At 71.1% G+C, this 15,267-nt stretch carries 13 protein-coding genes; 7 read left to right on the top strand and 6 right to left on the bottom strand.

Annotated elements, in window-relative coordinates:
* Window positions 1–33 precede the first annotated feature (33 nt).
* Both WH85_RS47610 and WH85_RS47615 read right to left on the bottom strand, forming a co-directional pair.
* Entirely contained in the window at window positions 34–798 is a 765-nt protein-coding gene (locus tag WH85_RS47610) for a DUF3455 domain-containing protein (protein WP_157411348.1), read from the bottom strand.
* A 314-nt stretch (window positions 799–1,112) separates the two neighbouring features.
* Entirely contained in the window at window positions 1,113–1,934 is an 822-nt protein-coding gene (locus tag WH85_RS47615; protein ID WP_052720973.1) for a hypothetical protein, read from the bottom strand.
* A gap of 470 nt (window positions 1,935–2,404) precedes the next feature.
* On the opposite strand from WH85_RS47615, the gene WH85_RS32405 reads away from it, so the two are divergent.
* From WH85_RS32405 to WH85_RS32415, 3 genes are all read left to right on the top strand, one after another.
* A complete protein-coding gene (locus WH85_RS32405) occupies window positions 2,405–4,048 on the top strand; it encodes a translation initiation factor III (protein WP_157411349.1) in 1,644 nt (547 codons plus the stop codon).
* A complete protein-coding gene (locus tag WH85_RS32410; protein ID WP_045745875.1) occupies window positions 4,045–5,523 on the top strand; it encodes an NADH-quinone oxidoreductase subunit NuoF family protein in 1,479 nt (492 codons plus the stop codon). Before WH85_RS32405 ends, WH85_RS32410 begins: the two co-directional genes overlap by 4 nt.
* Window positions 5,524–5,758: 235 nt before the next feature.
* A complete protein-coding gene (locus tag WH85_RS32415) occupies window positions 5,759–6,268 on the top strand; it encodes a TlpA family protein disulfide reductase (RefSeq protein WP_169792512.1) in 510 nt (169 codons plus the stop codon).
* Here the strand turns inward: WH85_RS32415 and WH85_RS32420 are convergent.
* On the bottom strand, window positions 6,262–6,510 hold the full coding sequence (locus tag WH85_RS32420; protein WP_045745877.1) for a PspC domain-containing protein: 249 nt from the start codon (window positions 6,508–6,510) through the stop codon (window positions 6,262–6,264). The two genes, WH85_RS32415 and WH85_RS32420, sit on opposite strands and share 7 nt — an antisense overlap.
* Window positions 6,511–6,720: 210 nt before the next feature.
* On the opposite strand from WH85_RS32420, the gene WH85_RS32425 reads away from it, so the two are divergent.
* Window positions 6,721–8,628 (top strand): serine/threonine protein kinase, encoded by a 1,908-nt coding sequence (locus WH85_RS32425; RefSeq protein WP_045745878.1) that lies wholly within the window; start codon window positions 6,721–6,723, stop codon window positions 8,626–8,628.
* Between the two features lie 186 nt (window positions 8,629–8,814).
* Here WH85_RS32425 and WH85_RS32430 read toward each other — a convergent pair whose 3' ends face one another.
* Window positions 8,815–11,277, bottom strand: coding sequence for a Tex family protein (locus WH85_RS32430; RefSeq protein ID WP_045745879.1), 2,463 nt, complete (start codon window positions 11,275–11,277; stop codon window positions 8,815–8,817).
* Between the two features lie 101 nt (window positions 11,278–11,378).
* On the bottom strand, window positions 11,379–12,332 hold the full coding sequence (locus WH85_RS32435) for a LuxR family transcriptional regulator (RefSeq protein WP_045745890.1): 954 nt from the start codon (window positions 12,330–12,332) through the stop codon (window positions 11,379–11,381).
* 61 nt (window positions 12,333–12,393) lie between these two features.
* On the opposite strand from WH85_RS32435, the gene WH85_RS32440 reads away from it, so the two are divergent.
* Window positions 12,394–13,113 carry a PP2C family protein-serine/threonine phosphatase gene (locus tag WH85_RS32440; protein ID WP_045745880.1) on the top strand — a complete coding sequence of 240 codons (720 nt, stop codon included), beginning with the start codon at window positions 12,394–12,396 and terminating at the stop codon, window positions 13,111–13,113.
* Here the strand turns inward: WH85_RS32440 and WH85_RS32445 are convergent.
* Window positions 13,085–13,468: an MmcQ/YjbR family DNA-binding protein gene (locus tag WH85_RS32445; RefSeq protein ID WP_045745881.1), complete on the bottom strand. Its 384-nt coding sequence runs from the start codon at window positions 13,466–13,468 to the stop codon at window positions 13,085–13,087. The two genes, WH85_RS32440 and WH85_RS32445, sit on opposite strands and share 29 nt — an antisense overlap.
* Window positions 13,469–13,498: 30 nt before the next feature.
* Between WH85_RS32445 and WH85_RS32450 the strand changes: the two genes are divergently transcribed.
* On the top strand, window positions 13,499–14,056 hold the full coding sequence (locus WH85_RS32450) for a GNAT family N-acetyltransferase (protein ID WP_045745882.1): 558 nt from the start codon (window positions 13,499–13,501) through the stop codon (window positions 14,054–14,056).
* Window positions 14,057–14,099: 43 nt separating this feature from the next.
* A complete protein-coding gene (locus tag WH85_RS32455; protein ID WP_045745883.1) occupies window positions 14,100–14,687 on the top strand; it encodes a DinB family protein in 588 nt (195 codons plus the stop codon).
* Window positions 14,688–15,267 lie beyond the last annotated feature (580 nt).

Below are 15,267 nucleotides of genomic sequence, written 5' to 3' on the forward strand. Positions count from 1 at the left end.
CTGAGCATGCTCGCGACCCGGCGGAGGGGGGACTCACTTCTGCGTGACGTTCTCCGCGGCCTGCTCTGTGACCTGCTCCGTGACGTGCTCCGCGGCCTGTTCCGTGACGTGCTCCGCGGCCTGTTCCGTGACGTTCTCCGCGGCCTGTTCCGTGACCTTCTCCGCGGCCTGTTCCGCGACGTTCTCCGTGACCTTCTCCGCCACGAAGAGGCGGTAGACCGCCCGGTAACTCACCGCGGTCGTCCCGCTGCCCTGGCAGCTGCCCGCCGGCGCCACTCCGCCGACGGTGTCCAGCCGCTGGATCCAGGTGACCCGCCCGAAGAGCCCGCCACCCCGGGTCTTCGCCGCGGGAACCAGCAACTGCGGGATGCTGTCCGGTTTGTCGGACGGCGCCTTCGCTGCCTTCGCCGCATCGCCCTCGACGAGCGAGCCGTCCTGGTCCGACTGCCAGCTCGGCCCGCGGAAGTGCAGGGCCGTCACCTTCTTGACCGGGTGCAGCGTGACGCCGGTGAGCGACGCGGCCGGTTCGAGCAGCGTCCAGGCGCTGCTGCGGCACTCGTAGACCTGGACGCCGCGGGCCTTCAGGACCGCGTGCAGTGTGTTGCCGGCCGGTGGCACGAGGTTGTCCGGCACCCGGGGCCGGCCGCCCAGGAAGCTGTCCGCCTGGGTGGTCGCCGGGCGGGACGCGTCGATGGTCTCGCCGCGGGTGCCGGCGAACGACACCCCGGCCGGTACGGCCACCGCGAGGGCGGCCAGGGCGCCGAATGCGCTGATCATGTGCATGGAGCGTGCGGGCACGATGTCCTCCCCGATGGACGGCTACGCCGGGCCATCACGCTAATGGCCCGGCTGTCGCCACCGAGTCGGCGAACCGACAAATCACCCGTATGAAGACGTCCCCACGGCTGGACCGTGCCGCAACCCAGTCGTCACCGACGATCGGGTGCTGGGCACGTCTCGTGGCCAGGGCGCGAAGCCCAGTCCGCGTGATGACTCCAGCCGCACTGCGCACCCGAAGTCACCACGCCGGTTGTGGGTGTGGTGATTTGGGGCGTCCAGCGCGCCCGAAGTCACCACGCGGATGGGCTTCGCACCCTGACGGCGAAACGTGGCTAGTGCCGTGGGGGCATCGGATAGAACCCGGTCGGCAGCGCCTGGGTGTCGCGCCGGATCTGCTGGGCCCGGGACCGCAACCGGACGAGCAGGACCACGCCGAGGACGACGAACACGCCGCCGACGATCAGTCCCGGCCCGAGCAGGGCCGAGTCCTCGGAGACCAGGGATGCGTTGCCGGCGTCGTCGTCCCCGGCCGCGGCGGCCGGCGGCTCGGTGGCCTCGACGGTGTCGTCCGGGTCGACCGTCTCGAAGTCCGTGGGCTCGGACGACTCGCTGGGCGACGGCGACGGCGACGCCTTCTCGTCGTCTTCGTCCTCGTCCTCCTCCTCGCCGCCCTCGATCTCGGCGCTCGTGCCGGAGGTGGAGAGCAGAGTCCCGTTCTCGTCGAACGCCTGCGCCTCGAACCGGACGTCCCCGTCGTCCGGGCCGCGGAACGCGAACTGCCAGGTGCCGGTCACGGTACGGCCCCGGCACGAGGTGCCCGGGTCGACCTGCACGTCGGTGATCGTCGTGGTGTCCCCGTCGGTCCGGGTCTCCGTGTCGAACTGCTGGTCCTGCTCGATCCGGGCGAACCGGATCTGGCCGGGTTCCACCTCGGTGCGGACCACCATCACCCAGCGGACCTTGCGGCAGCGCCGGTTCTCCGAGGTGACCACGGCGGTCACGGTCTTCGCCGAGGCTCCGGCGCCGAACGTGTCCGGCGCGGTCACGCGGACACTGAATCCCCTCTCGTCGGCCGCCGCCGGTGCCGCCCATGCGGTGCCGATCGTGGTGGCGGTGAGTCCGGCTCCGACCAGAGCGGTGAGCCGATGACGCACGGCGTCCCCCTTTCCTAACGGGCGTGCCCGTCGATGCGCCTGCACTACTTAGTTCGCTCATTTGCCACGTTCGGTTCAGTGGGTGGCCCGCGTCACTGTGGCGGGGACCTTATTTCTTCCTTAAGGCGGTAACCGAACCGGCGTTTCAGCAGCTCAGTGGCTATGTTCGGAAAGTAGCCGCCTGGTTACGCAAAAAGTTTCGACGGTGTTCATCCGAACCCAGGCCCGGCACGTAATCCGGGGTGGACACGGCCGGGGCATCGCAGGGGATTGCCGCCTCGGACCGGTCCGGCAGAGCTTGAGCGCGGGGCGTTCCCCACAACGCCTGCGTCCCACCGCCCACGGGACGTGGCCGCACCAAGGAAAACGAGGAGTCAATGGCCCGGTCGAAGAACAACCAGCGTGCAGCAGTCGCCCGTCCGGCGGTCGATGTCGGATCCACCGGCACGCGTCCGGCGTCGAAGTCTGCGGTGTTAGTACTCGCCTTGTGCGTCATCGCCGCCCTGTGGGCGGTCTCGATGATGACGGCGCCCGGCCGCATCGGGTACTACTTCTTCTTCATCTACTCGAGCTTCTACATGGGCGTCATCGCTCTTGTCGGACTGTCGATCACGATCATGGTGGGCCTGGTCTCCACCGACCGGCTGGTGCTCACCATCCGGCAGCGGGTGCTGCTCCAGTCCACCCACCGCACCACGGGCCTGATCGCGGTCTCCGCGCTCGGCGTACACGTCTGGACGAAGTTCGCCGAGGGCCTCATCGGCGTGCTCGACATCTTCATCCCGTTCCTCAACGCGAACTCCGCGGTCGGCTTCGGCGTCATCTCCGGATGGGTGATGGTGCTGGTCATGTGGACCGGTATCGCCCGATCCCGGTTCATCGGCCGCGGCAAGCCGTGGATGTGGCGGGGAATCCACTCGATCTCGTACCTGATCTGGCCCACCGCCCTGTTCCACGGTCTTGCGGCCGGCCGTGCCGCGGCCACCTGGGTCATCGTCTCCTACATCGTCTGCGTGCTCGGCGTTCTGCTCGGTCTCGGTGTCCGGCTCTCGGTCAGCTTCAACCGCCGCAAGGACTTCGCGTCCCCGGCCGGCGCCTCCATCGCCGGCGGCAGCGGCAACGAGCCCGGCAAGCTGGTGCCCACCGCCTCGCCGATCGCGTCCGGCATGCGCCGCCCCGGCCGCGCCGGTCAGACCGGCACCGACCTGCTCGCCCCGGCGGGTGGCGGTGCCCTGGGCGGGGTCACCCAGCAGTGGGCCCAGCCGCCGGTGGCGCCGCCCGCGCCGCCTGCCGCCCCGCCCGCGCCGCCGGCCCCGCCGGTCGCCGAGCCGGCCCGCGCCGCGGCCCCGGCGGAGGAGGACTACCCGCCTCGCCGCCAGCAGCCCGAACTCGAGGCCGCGCCGCCGCGCCGCCGTGACGACGACGACCGGTACGAGACCTCGACCCGGATGTCGCGCCGCGACGTGGAGGACGAGCGCCGCCGCTTCGAGGACGAACCGCGCGGTCGCGGTGGCCGTGCCGAGATCTACGACGACGAGCCCCGCTCCCGCCGGCGCTTCGAGGACGACGAGCCCGCCCCGCGCGGCCGCCGTGGCGTCGAGGACACCGGCCGGATGCGCCGCCCGGAACTCGAGGAGACGAGCAGCCGCATGCGCCGTTCCGACCTGGAGGAGACCGGTACCCGGATGCGCCGCCCGGAGCCCGAGGAGACGAGCAGCCGCATGCGCCGCTCGGATCTGGAGGAGACCGGCACGCGGATGCGCCGGTACGACGACGAGGACACCGGTTCCTGGAACCGTCGTCGTGCGGCCGCCGAGCCCGACGAGCGTCCCCGCGGACGCCGCCGCGCCGACGACGAGTACGAGGAGATCCCCCGCCAGCGGTCCGCCCGCTACGAGGACGACGAACCCCGTGCCGCCCGGTCCGCCCGGTACGACGACGAGCCGCCGCGCCGGCCCAGCCGCAGCGAGTTCGTCGACTTCACCGAGGACACCGCGGCACTGGTCGACAGCGGTACCCGCCGGGGCCGCCGCGCCGAGCCGGACGACCGCGGTGCCCGCCGCGGCCGTGACGACGACGACGCGTACTTCTCCCAGTTGCGTGGTGAACGGTGAGTACCCAGCAGGTCCCTCCGGTCACCGCGATCGGTACCCCCCGCATCACCGCGGGCTTCGACGAATACGGACGTCTCGACCTGGTCGCCCACCAGGAGGTGCACGGCGGTTTCGCCGCGCTCTCCTCGGGTGAGCTGGTCGGTCTGGCCGACCGGATCGAACTGCGCGGCCGTGGCGGCGCGGGCTTCCCGTTCGCCCGCAAGGTGCGCGCGGTGATCGACTCGTGCAAGCGGCAGGAACTGCCGCCGGTGATCGTGGTCAACGCGACCGAGGGTGAGCCGCCGTCCTGGAAGGACAAGGCGGTACTGACCCGCGGCCCGCACCTGATCCTGGACGGTGCGGCCCTGGCCGCCGCCGCCCTGGACGCCGAGGAGATCGTCATCGGCATCGCCGACGACGGTGTCGGCCAGAGCTCGCTCACCGCCGCGCTCGCCGAGCGCAAGATGCCGTGCCCGACCCGGATCGTCACGGTCCCGCACCGGTTCATCTCCGGTGAGGGTGGCGCCCTGGTCCGCGGCATCAACGGCGAGGCGCACATCCCGCCCGGCCGTAAGGTCCGGTCCAGCGACAACGGCGTGATGGGCCTGCCCACCCTGCTGTCGAACGCGGAGACCTACTCGCAGCTGGCGATCGCGGCCCGGATCGGGCCGTGGGAGTACAACTCGGTGGGCATCCCCGAGGAGCCCGGCACGGTCATGCTGACCGTCGGCGGCGCCTCCAGCTCGCCGGCCGTGGTCGAGGCCCCCAGCGGCACGTCGCTGATGGAGGTCCTCGAGATGTGCGGCGCGGACATCGGTCCGGGCCTGCTGGTCGGGGGTTACCACGGCAAGTGGGTCACCGCCGAGCAGGCGAAGACGATCATGATTTCGCGCAAGGGGTTCGCCAAGGTCGGCGGCACCCTGGGCGCCGGCATGCTGATCCCGATCGGCTCGAAGACGTGCCCGATCGGCGAGGTCGCCCAGGTCGTGCAGTACCTCGCCGGTGAGTCGGCCGGTCAGTGCGGCCCGTGCCGCATCGGCCTGCCCGACCTGGCCCGCGCGGTGACCCTGGTGGCCCTCGGCGGCAACGCGGTCAAGGAGGTCCGGCAGGCGGCCGGCCTGGTCAAGGGCCGCGGTGCGTGCTCCCACCCGGACGGCACCGGCCGGTTCGCGCTCTCCGCCCTCGAGGTCTTCAAGAAGGACGTCGAGGCGCACGCCAACGGCGAAGGCTGCGGCAAGTCGGTCCGTGGTGTGCTGCCGCTGCCGTACACGGCGGAGACCGGCGCCCGGAAACTGGCGCTGGACTGGTCCCGCTGCGACGGCCACGGCCTCTGCTCGGCGGTCGCCCCGGAGATCATCCGGCTGGACCACAACGGCTTCCCGGCGTTCCCGCAGACGCCGCTGCCGCCGTGGCTCGAGGAGGGCGCCCGCAAGGCGGTCAACGTCTGCCCGGCGCTGGCGCTGCGGCTGACCGAGCCGACCAAGGGCGGCCACTGACGTTCGCGTGGTGATTTCCGGCGCCGACGGCGCCGGAAATCACCACGCCGCCAGGTTTGTGTGGTGAGTTCGGGCGTCCACGGCGCCTGAAGTCACCACGCCGGCTGGTCTGTGTGGTGAGTTCGGGCGTTCGGCACGGGTTCAGGAGAAACGACGGAGCGGCCGCGATAACGGGTGAGGAGCGGGTATGAGCCGGGGGTCACGGACGGGACGTTCTTCACGCGTACCCCGGCTCATGAGCGCGCTGCTCGTGGCCCTGCTCGCGGCAGGAGGCTGTGCGAGTTCGCAGGCCGCGACCAGCGACCCGGAACCGGCGACCGGCGCGACCTCGGCCGGCACCCCGCTCGCGCTGGCCTTCACCGGCTCGACGCTCGACGGCGGCTCCTACGACGCGTCCGCGCTGGCGGGCCGCCCGGCCCTGCTGTGGTTCTGGGCGCCCTGGTGCTCGACCTGCGCCGTGGAGGCCCAGTCGGTCACCGACCTTCACGACGAGTACGGCGACCGGCTGGGTGTGCTCGGCATCGGCGGTCTCGGGACCACCGACGCCATGCGCGAGTTCGTGGACGACTTCCAGGTCGGATCGGTACAGCACCTCACCGACCCGGCCGGGGTGATCTGGCAGCAGTTCGGCATCGCCCAGCAGAGCTGGTACGTGATGATCGACGCGGCCGGAACCGTGGTGTTCCGCGGTTACCTGGACGATCTCCAGCTGACCGGGAAGGTCCGCGAGCTGACCGCTCAGTAACCGGCCGGCGGGTTCTGCGCCGGGTAGTACGGCTGCTCGGACGGCATCAGGATCCACAGGATCGGGTAGATCAGGATCTGGCTGCCCGGGATGACGAACAGGATCAGCACGAAGAGCAGCCGTGCGATCCACGGGTCGAGCCCGAACCGCCGGCCCAGGCCCGCACACACACCACCCAGCATCCGGCCCTCCCGCGGCCGGACCAGACCCTGGCGGGCGAGACTGTCGTGCACGGTCTTCATGGCTTCTCTCTTTCGACTTCAACGCTGTCTGTTGTCTCCATCCTGACGCGGCGGGGCCACCGCGACCATCGGGTTGCGCCCCCATCCGACCCCGAGATCCCGGGTCGGGGATCACCACTAGCGCGCCGCCTGCGCGGGTAACGACCGCGCCCGATAAGGTTCCCTCCGGCGAGGGATCATGGGCGCTGCGCCGGCCCGGGGGGAAACATCATGGTCGATGGCACGTTGCCGGGTCAGCGGACGCAACCACTGCGTACGCGGGACCCGCGCGCCCTCGGCGACTACGAACTGATCGGCCGTCTCGGCGAGGGCGGCATGGGCACGGTCTACCTGGGCCGGACCGCGGGCGGCGTGCTCGTCGCGGTCAAGATGGTCCGGGCCGACCTGGCCCACGACGACGAGTTCCGGCGGCGTTTCCGCAGCGAGGTCAACCGGGCCCGGCAGGTGCCGCCGTTCTGCACCGCCGAGGTGCTCGACGCCGACCCCGACCACGAGAGCCCGTACCTGGTGGTCGAGTTCGTGGACGGGCCGACCCTGGCCGGCGTGGTGGAGAAGAACGGCCCGCTGACCACTGCCAACCTGCACGGCGTGGCGATCGGCGTGGCGACCGCGCTCACCGCCATCCACGGCGCCGGCGTGATCCACCGCGACCTCAAGCCGCGCAACGTGCTGCTCGCCCCGGGCAGCCCCAAGGTGATCGACTTCGGGATCGCCCGCGCCATGCACGCGACCAGCGGCAGCAACACCCGGCCCGACCAGATGGTCGGCACGGTGGCGTACATGGCGCCGGAACGCTTCGGCGCCGAGGACGTGCCGATCACCCCGGCCGCCGACGTGTTCGCCTGGGGGAGTGTGGTGGCGTACGCGGGCACCGGCTCGACACCGTTCCACGCCGACTCGCCGCCCGCCCTGGCCGCCCGGATCCTCACCCAGGAACCCCGCCTCGACGGGCTCAGCGGCACGCTGCGCGAACTGGTCGGCCACGCCCTGGAGAAGGACCCGGCCAACCGGCCCAGCGCCCGGGAACTGCTCGACCTGCTGATCTCCGGGGAACGCCCGGCGGCCACCGCGGCGGCCTTCGCCGACCAGCCCGACCTGCGGGCGGCGGCGGTCGAGGCGCAGGCGGTCACCGGCCACGCACCGGTGCCGGTCCCCGGGGACACCACCGGCACCCCGGCCGGTCCGGCGGATCCGGTGGGTTCGGTGGGTCCGGTGGGTTCGGCGGGTCCGGCCGTCGCCGGTGACGTGCCGCGGCAGCGGACCGGGCCAGCCGGCACCGGGGACACGCCGGTGCTGGACATTCCGCCCGGACTGATCGGGTACGACGAGAACGCCATCGTCACCGTGCCCATCTCGGACGCGCCGGCCCCGTACCTGATGACCCCGGCGATCACGTTCCCACCGCCGTCACCACCCCGGCCGCCGCGCAACTGGGCGCTGCCCCTGGCCGTGATCGTCACCGCCCTCGCCCTGGTGGCCGGCGCCTTCCTGGTCGTCCTCTCGACCACCGCCGACGAGGAGGAACCGGCCACCGAGACGACCCCGACGGCCGTCGCGACCGGGCCGGTCCTCACCGACCCGCTGCGCCAGCGCCTGCTCTGGCAGCCCAGCGAATCGGTCACCGAGGGCGGGAGCTGCTCCTTCGACGACGGGCTGGTGATCCGGCGCAAGACCGAGGGCACCTTCCGCTGCAAGGGGCCGCTGGACCTGATGCCGGACGACCTGAGCGCCGCGGTGGACATCCGGCTGACGACCGAGAACAGCTGCGCGGCGATGTGGTTCCGCTACCAGGACTCGCGGGGCTACCAGGTGCGCTTCTGCCAGCGCAACATCTACGTGGGCATCCACGAGGCGGAGGGTTCGGTCCCGATCCTGCGGACGTTCCCGATCGCGGACGACCCGATCCGGCTGGGCGACACCGTGACGCGGATGGGGTTCCGGGTGGTCGGCGACTCGGTCGAACTGTTCCGCGACGACGACCAGGTCGGCACGGTCACGCTGACCGACCCGAGTCTGCAGTCCGGCCAGTTGCGGCTCGGCGTGGTCAGCGAACGGGACGCGCCGAAGAAGGGGCCCTACGAGGTCGTGTTCAGCGATCTGACCGTCTCGCCGTCCTGACCGTCTCGCCGTCCTGACCGTCTCGCCGTCCTGACCGTCTCGCCGTCCTGACCCGCACGTTGCTCCACGGGGCCCCGGGCTGCCTGGGTAGGTCCGGGGACGGCCTTGGTGCGGTGGGGGCAGGTGTGGGCGTACGAGAAAGACGAAGGCCCGGATGCACGCACCCGGACCTTCGCTGTGGTTCTGTCAGTCGCGGGTCAGGCCCGCGCGGCGCAGAGCGTCGGCCATCGCGCTGTTGCCGAAACCGCCCTGACCGCCGCCGCCACCGCCGCGCTGGCCGCCCTGCTGGCGGGGCTGACGCTGGCCGCCCTGACCGCCGCCGCCTCCGCGCTGACCCCCGCCGCGCTGGCCCCCGCCGCCTTGACCGCCGCCCTGACCGCCTTGGCCCCGCTGACCGCCCTGGCCGCCTTGGGCGCGCTGACCGCCCTGACCCGCGCCCTGACCCGCGCCTTGGCCGGACCGGTCGTCGCGGCGGCCGCGCTGGGGCTCGTCGGAGAGGCGCATGGTGAGCGAGATCCGCTTGCGGGCCTCGTCGACCTCCAGGACGCGGACCTTGACCACGTCGCCGGACTTGACGACCTCGCGCGGGTCCTGGACGAACTTCTCGGACAGCGCCGAGACGTGCACCAGGCCGTCCTGGTGGACGCCGATGTCGACGAACGCGCCGAAGGCCGCCACGTTCGTCACCTGACCCTCGAGGATCATGCCGGGCTTGAGGTCGGCGATCTTCTCGACGCCCTCGGCGAAGGTGGCCGTGGTGAAGGCGGGACGCGGGTCGCGACCGGGCTTCTCCAGCTCCTTGAGGATGTCGGTGATCGTCGGCAGGCCGACCGTGTCGGTGACGAACTTGTCCGGGCGGATGCCACGCAGCAGCGACCCGTTGCCGATCAACGTCTTGACGTCCGATCCGGCGTCCGCGGCGATCGTGCGGACCAGCGCGTACGACTCCGGGTGCACGCTGGAGAAGTCCAGCGGGTCCTCGCCGTCCGAGATGCGCAGGAAGCCCGCGCACTGCTCGAACGCCTTCGGGCCGAGCCGGGCCACCTTCTTGATCTGCTGACGATTCTTGAACGGGCCGTTCTGGTCCCGGTGCAGCACGATGTTCTCGGCCAGCCCGGCGGTGATGCCGGAGACCCGGGTGAGCAGCGGCGCGGAGGCGGTGTTGACGTCCACGCCGACACCGTTCACACAGTCCTCGACGACCGCGTCCAGCGAACGGGCCAGCTTCACCTCGGAGAGGTCGTGCTGGTACTGCCCGACGCCGATCGACTTCGGGTCGATCTTGACGAGTTCGGCGAGCGGGTCCTGCAGGCGGCGGGCGATGGAGACCGCGCCGCGCAGCGAGACGTCCATGCCGGGCAGTTCCTGCGAGGCGTACGCGGACGCGGAGTAGACCGACGCGCCCGCCTCGGAGACCACCACCTTGGTCAGTTTCGCCTGCGGGTGCCGCTTGATCAGCTCGGTGGCCAGCTTGTCGGTCTCCCGCGACGCGGTGCCGTTGCCGATCGCGATCAGCTCGACGTCGTGCTTGGAGGCCAGCGCCGCGAGCCGGTGGATCGACTCGTCCCACTTGTTCTGCGGCACATGCGGGTAGATCACGTCGGTCGCGACGACCTTGCCGGTGGCGTCGACGACGGCCACCTTCACGCCGGTGCGGAAGCCCGGGTCCAGACCCATCGTGGCGCGGGTGCCGGCCGGGGCGGCGAGCAGCAGGTCACGCAGGTTGGCGGCGAACACCCGGACGGCCTCGTCCTCGGCCGACTCGCGCAGCCGGACCCGCAGGTCGGCGCCGAGGTGGATGAGCACCCGGGTCCGCCACGCCCAGCGGACCGTGTCGACGAGCCACTTGTCGCCGGCCCGGCCCTGGTTGCTGATGCCGTTGCGCCCGGCGATGCGGCCCTCGAAGTAGCCCTCGTCCTCCTCCGGGTGCGGCTCCATGGTGAGCTCGAGGACGTCCTCCTTCTCGCCGCGCAGCATCGCCAGGATGCGGTGCGAGGGGAGCTTCGCGTACGGCTCGGCGAAGTCGAAGTAGTCGGCGAACTTGGCGCCGTCGTTCTGCTTGCCGTCGCGGACCTTGGCCACCAGGCGGCCCCGGGTCCACATCTGCTCGCGGAGTTCACCGATCAGGTCGGCGTCCTCGGCGAACCGCTCCACCAGGATGGCCCGCGCGCCGTCGAGGGCGGCCGTCGCGTCCGCCACGCCCTTCTCGGCGTCCACGAAGCCGTCAGCGGCCGTACGCGGGTCGACGGTGGGGTCACCCAGCAGAGTGTCCGCCAGCGGCTCCAGGCCCGCCTCACGGGCGATCTGCGCCTTGGTACGCCGTTTCGGCTTGAACGGCAGGTAGATGTCCTCCAGCCGGGCCTTCGTGTCGGCCTCGAGGATCTGCTGCTCCAGGGCGTCGTCGAGCTTGCCCTGGGAGCGGATCGACTCCAGCACCGCGGCCCGCCGGTCCTCCAGCTCCCGCAGGTAACCCAGGCGTTCCTCGAGGGTGCGCAGCTGCGCGTCGTCGAGGGTGCCGGTCACCTCCTTGCGGTAGCGGGCGATGAACGGCACGGTGGCCCCGCCGTCGAGCAGCTCGACCGCGGCGGTGACCTGCCCTTCCCGTACCCCGAGCTCTGAGGCGATGCGCTGATGGATAGCTGTCGTCACGACGACGATTGTTACCGAGGCCGCCGTACGTTGTCGCGCCGCCCCGCTCGATCGTTCACCGTCACGACACCTGCGCGGACGACGTGCGGCCGGTCCGCTGCTCAGACCGGCTGCGATGTGGTAGACCCCAGCCCGCCGCGCAACGCCCACAACGCGGCCTCGGTCCGCGACGCCGCGCCCGTCTTGCGCAACAGGTTCGAGACGTGCACCGTCACGGTCCGCACCGAGATGCCCAGCGCCCCGGCGATCTGCTTGTTGGACATGCCCTCGGCGAGCAGACCGAGCACCTCCCGCTCCCGGGCGGTCAGCTCACAACGCCGGTCGGTGGGCACCGGCGGGTCGACCGCGAGCAGCTCGGTCAGCCGGTACGGGTTGCCCTCGGTGCGTGCCCACACCGACGCCACCATGCCGGGGTCGGGGGCGGTGCCGTAGACGTGCTCGAGCACCTCGCCCACCTCGGCCGGCCGCAGCGCGCCCAGATGCCGGCGGACCGTCCCGGGACGTCCGGCCAGCCGGGCCAGCGTCCGCGCGGTGATCTGCGGCGACACCGAGGCCTCCGCGGGCTGACTGGTCACCAGCAGCAGCACCGGCAGGTCGGCGAAGGCCAGCTCGGCCACCAGGTTGAGGCTGGCCGGATCGAGGGCGTGCAGATCCTCCACCACCAGCACGGTCGGCCGCCCGTCGACCAGCCGGCGGACCGTGGTGACGGCCAGACGCAGCAGGGCGTCCGGGGCGTACCGCTCGCGAGGGACGTCCGGATCCTGCTTGAACCAGGCGAGTGCGTCGGAAGGTACCCCGATGTCGCGAATGTCACGTCCGGCGAGAACGGCGGCCAACCAGTCGTACGGGGCCGGCGAATGCACCCGGGCCGCCCCGGCGAGCACCGGCATCGACGTCCCGCCGTGCAACAGAGCCGACACCAACGTGCTCTTGCCCGTGCCGCCCTCGCCCGTGACCAGGGCGGTCACCGGGCCTTTCCCGGCGCGCACGAGACCACCCGCCCGCCGCAGATCCTCCAGCGCGGGGGCGCGACCGATCATCGGCACCGCCATCATCAGCACACACTACGTAGGAGGTACTAGAGACAACGGAATTGGGCTTTGGCACTCTTGCTACATGACGCTTGCTGTCCGGGCGGTCGCCGCCACCGATCAGGGCCTCGTCCGGTCCAACAACGAAGACTCGGTCTTCGTCGGAAATAGACTCTTCATCGTGGCGGACGGCATGGGCGGTCTCCCCGCCGGTGAGCTGGCGAGCGACATACTGGTGCAGACGTTGAGTTCCGTCGACACGGCCCCCGACAACGGCGAGCCGCTGCAGGACCTGATCGAGGCCCTGCAGACCGCCAACCAGCGCATCGAGGCCGCCGTCGCCGACGACGCCGACCGCGACGGCATGGGCACCACGGTGACCGCGCTGATGCTCTCCGGCGACCGGCTGGCCGCGCTCAACGTCGGCGACTCCCGCTGCTACCTGCTGCGCGACGACGAGTTCTCCCAGCTCACCCGGGACGACACCTACGTGCAGGCGCTCGTCGACCAAGGGGTCCTCACCCGCGACGACGCCCGCCGCCACCCGCAACGGGCCCTGGTCACCCAGGCGGTCCAGGGCGGCCCCTTCCGCCCGGCCGGACGGATGATCCCGGCCCAGGTGGGCGACCGTTACCTGCTCTGCAGCGACGGCCTGTCCGACTACGTCGAGGACGCGGTGATCGCCCAGACGCTGCGGGACGTGCCCGATCGCAAGACCTGCGCCGCCGAACTCGTCAACCGCACCCTGGAGAACGGCGCCCCCGACAACGTCACGGTCATCGTGGCCGACGTCGTGGAGAGCTGAGCCGGGCCACCAGCGTCTTCGAGGCGACCGTCCGGAAAGCGTCCTCGCACAACTCGGCCACCTCGGACCAGTCCGGATCACGGTCCAACCGGACACCCAGCCAACCGCGGTGGCCGACGTAGGACGGGCGGAAGAACCGTGCCGGATCGGCCGCCAGCAACTCACCCTGCGCGCCGGGCGGAGCGGCACACCACAACTGCGCGAAAGCGGCGTCGTGGTGCCCGTCCGGCCACAGGTAGGCGATCGCCTTCCGGCCCCGGACGAAGAACGCGGGCGTATCGTGACTGGGCCGCTCGGTCACCTCCGGCAGCGCGAGGCAGATCACGCGAACCCGCTGCTCGATCGTCGGTTCCATGGGCCGATTCTGCGCCGGTATCCTCGGCGGGTGCTCCTGGGGACCGAAAGACTCGTGCTGCGCCGATTCCGGGCATCCGACGCGACCGCCCTCGCGGCCTACCGTTCCGACCCGGACGTGGCGCGCTATCAGACCTGGGAAGCGCCGTTCCCGCCGTCGAAAGCGGAAACCGCGGTGCGCAATTTCGCGGCCAGTTCACCCGATCGTGCGGGCTATTTCCAGTACGCGGTCGAACACGTCGCCGACGAGGTGCTGATCGGGGACGTCTACGTGCGCCTCCACGACAACCTGAAACAGGCCGAGATAGGGTTCACGATGGCTCCGGCGTACCAGGGGAAAGGCCTGGCGACGGAAGCGGTCCGGGCCGTCCTGGGCCGTCTCTTCCGCGTGCAGGGCCTGCACAAGGTGACCGGCGAATGCGACGCCCGCAACGAACGGTCGGCGGCGTTGCTGCAGCGTGTCGGCTTCCGCCGGGAAGGCCTGCTGCGCCAGCAGACCTTCCTCAAAGGCGAGTGGACCGACGATCTGATCTTCGGCCTCCTGGCGGAGGAATTCCTTGCGGGGTACGCGCCGAAGCGCCCACGATGACGATGCCCCCTGCGACGATCGCGGGTCCGGCATAGTGTCGACCATGGCTGAACCGATCGATCCGAAAACCGCGCTCCGCACCTACCTCCACGAGACGCGCGAGGCCCTGATCTGGAAACTGGACGGGCTGGGGGAACGGGACCTCCGGATGCCCCGCACACCGACCGGAACGAACCTTCTGGGCCTGCTCAAACACAGCCTGAACGTGGAGGCCGGTTACTTCGGCGAGACGTTCGGACGCGAATTCCCCGACGCGGCAGAACTGGTCCCGTTCACGAAATACCAGGAAGACCCGCAAGCCGACTGGTACGCCCGCGACGACGAATCCGCGCCCGGAATCCGCGACCTGTACCGTCGGGTGGCCGCGTTCGCCGACCAGACGATCGACGAGTTGCCGCTGGACGCGCCCGGCCGGGTGCCGTGGTGGGGGCCGTCGGGCCGCCCGGTGACCCTGCACCAGATCATCATCCACGTGATCACCGACCTGTCCCGCCACGCGGGCCAAGCCGACATCCTCCGCGAGTCGATCGACGGGGCGGCCGGGATGCTCCCCGACAGCTCGAACATGCCCGACTACGACTGGTCCGCCTACGTGGCCACCCTGACAACCTTGGCAAACCGCCACCCTTAACCGTTCGTGCTGTGCCGTTCGTGTTGTGCCGTTCGTGTTGTGCCGTTCGTGCTGTGCCGTTCGTGCTGTGCCACCCCGTCTACCCCGTTTAAGCTGCGCGCCGCGCCGCGCCGCGCCGCGCCGCGTCGCACAGCACGGTCCGCGTCGCACAGCACGGTCCGCGTCGCACAGCACGGTCCGCGTCGCACAGCACCGGCGTCGCCCGGCACCGCTTTTCGTTTGGTCGCGGAGCGGGTCTTGTCGTTTTGCCCGTTTTAACCGCATCCCGTCTTGGTCCGTGCCGCATCGTCCTTTGACCGCGGCCTCCGGCTCTTCCCGGACCTCGACCCGGCCCTGGTCAGAGGTGGCTGCACCCGATCCGCCATCGGGTGCAGTCACCACCGATTCAGGGCGGGCCGATGCACCCAAAACCGTGATCAGGTGCGCTCGCCGCCTGCTCGGGCCGGCTAACGCACCCGAAAGCTCGATCGGGTGCGCTTGCCGCTCGCCGGGTTGGTGGGTGCTCCCGATTATGGGTTTGGGGGCGGCTGCCGTGTGGTTTGGGTGGGTCCGCGCTCCCGAAAGCTTGATCGGGTGCGCT

Source organism: Actinoplanes rectilineatus (assembly GCF_000962825.1).
Lineage (GTDB): Bacteria > Actinomycetota > Actinomycetes > Mycobacteriales > Micromonosporaceae > Actinoplanes > Actinoplanes rectilineatus.

Excerpts from the sequence above, each read along its gene's own strand:
- WH85_RS32455 (WP_045745883.1), top strand. The coding sequence starts at position 14,100 with ATGGCTGAACCGATCGATCCGAAAACCGCGCTCCGCACCTACCTCCAC.
- WH85_RS32425 (WP_045745878.1), top strand. The coding sequence starts at position 6,721 with ATGGTCGATGGCACGTTGCCGGGTCAGCGGACGCAACCACTGCGTACG.
- WH85_RS32415 (WP_169792512.1), top strand. The coding sequence starts at position 5,759 with ATGAGCGCGCTGCTCGTGGCCCTGCTCGCGGCAGGAGGCTGTGCGAGT.
- WH85_RS32420 (WP_045745877.1), bottom strand. The coding sequence starts at position 6,510 with ATGAAGACCGTGCACGACAGTCTCGCCCGCCAGGGTCTGGTCCGGCCG.
- WH85_RS32440 (WP_045745880.1), top strand. The coding sequence starts at position 12,394 with ATGACGCTTGCTGTCCGGGCGGTCGCCGCCACCGATCAGGGCCTCGTC.
- WH85_RS32435 (WP_045745890.1), bottom strand. The coding sequence starts at position 12,332 with ATGATGGCGGTGCCGATGATCGGTCGCGCCCCCGCGCTGGAGGATCTG.
- WH85_RS32445 (WP_045745881.1), bottom strand. The coding sequence starts at position 13,468 with ATGGAACCGACGATCGAGCAGCGGGTTCGCGTGATCTGCCTCGCGCTG.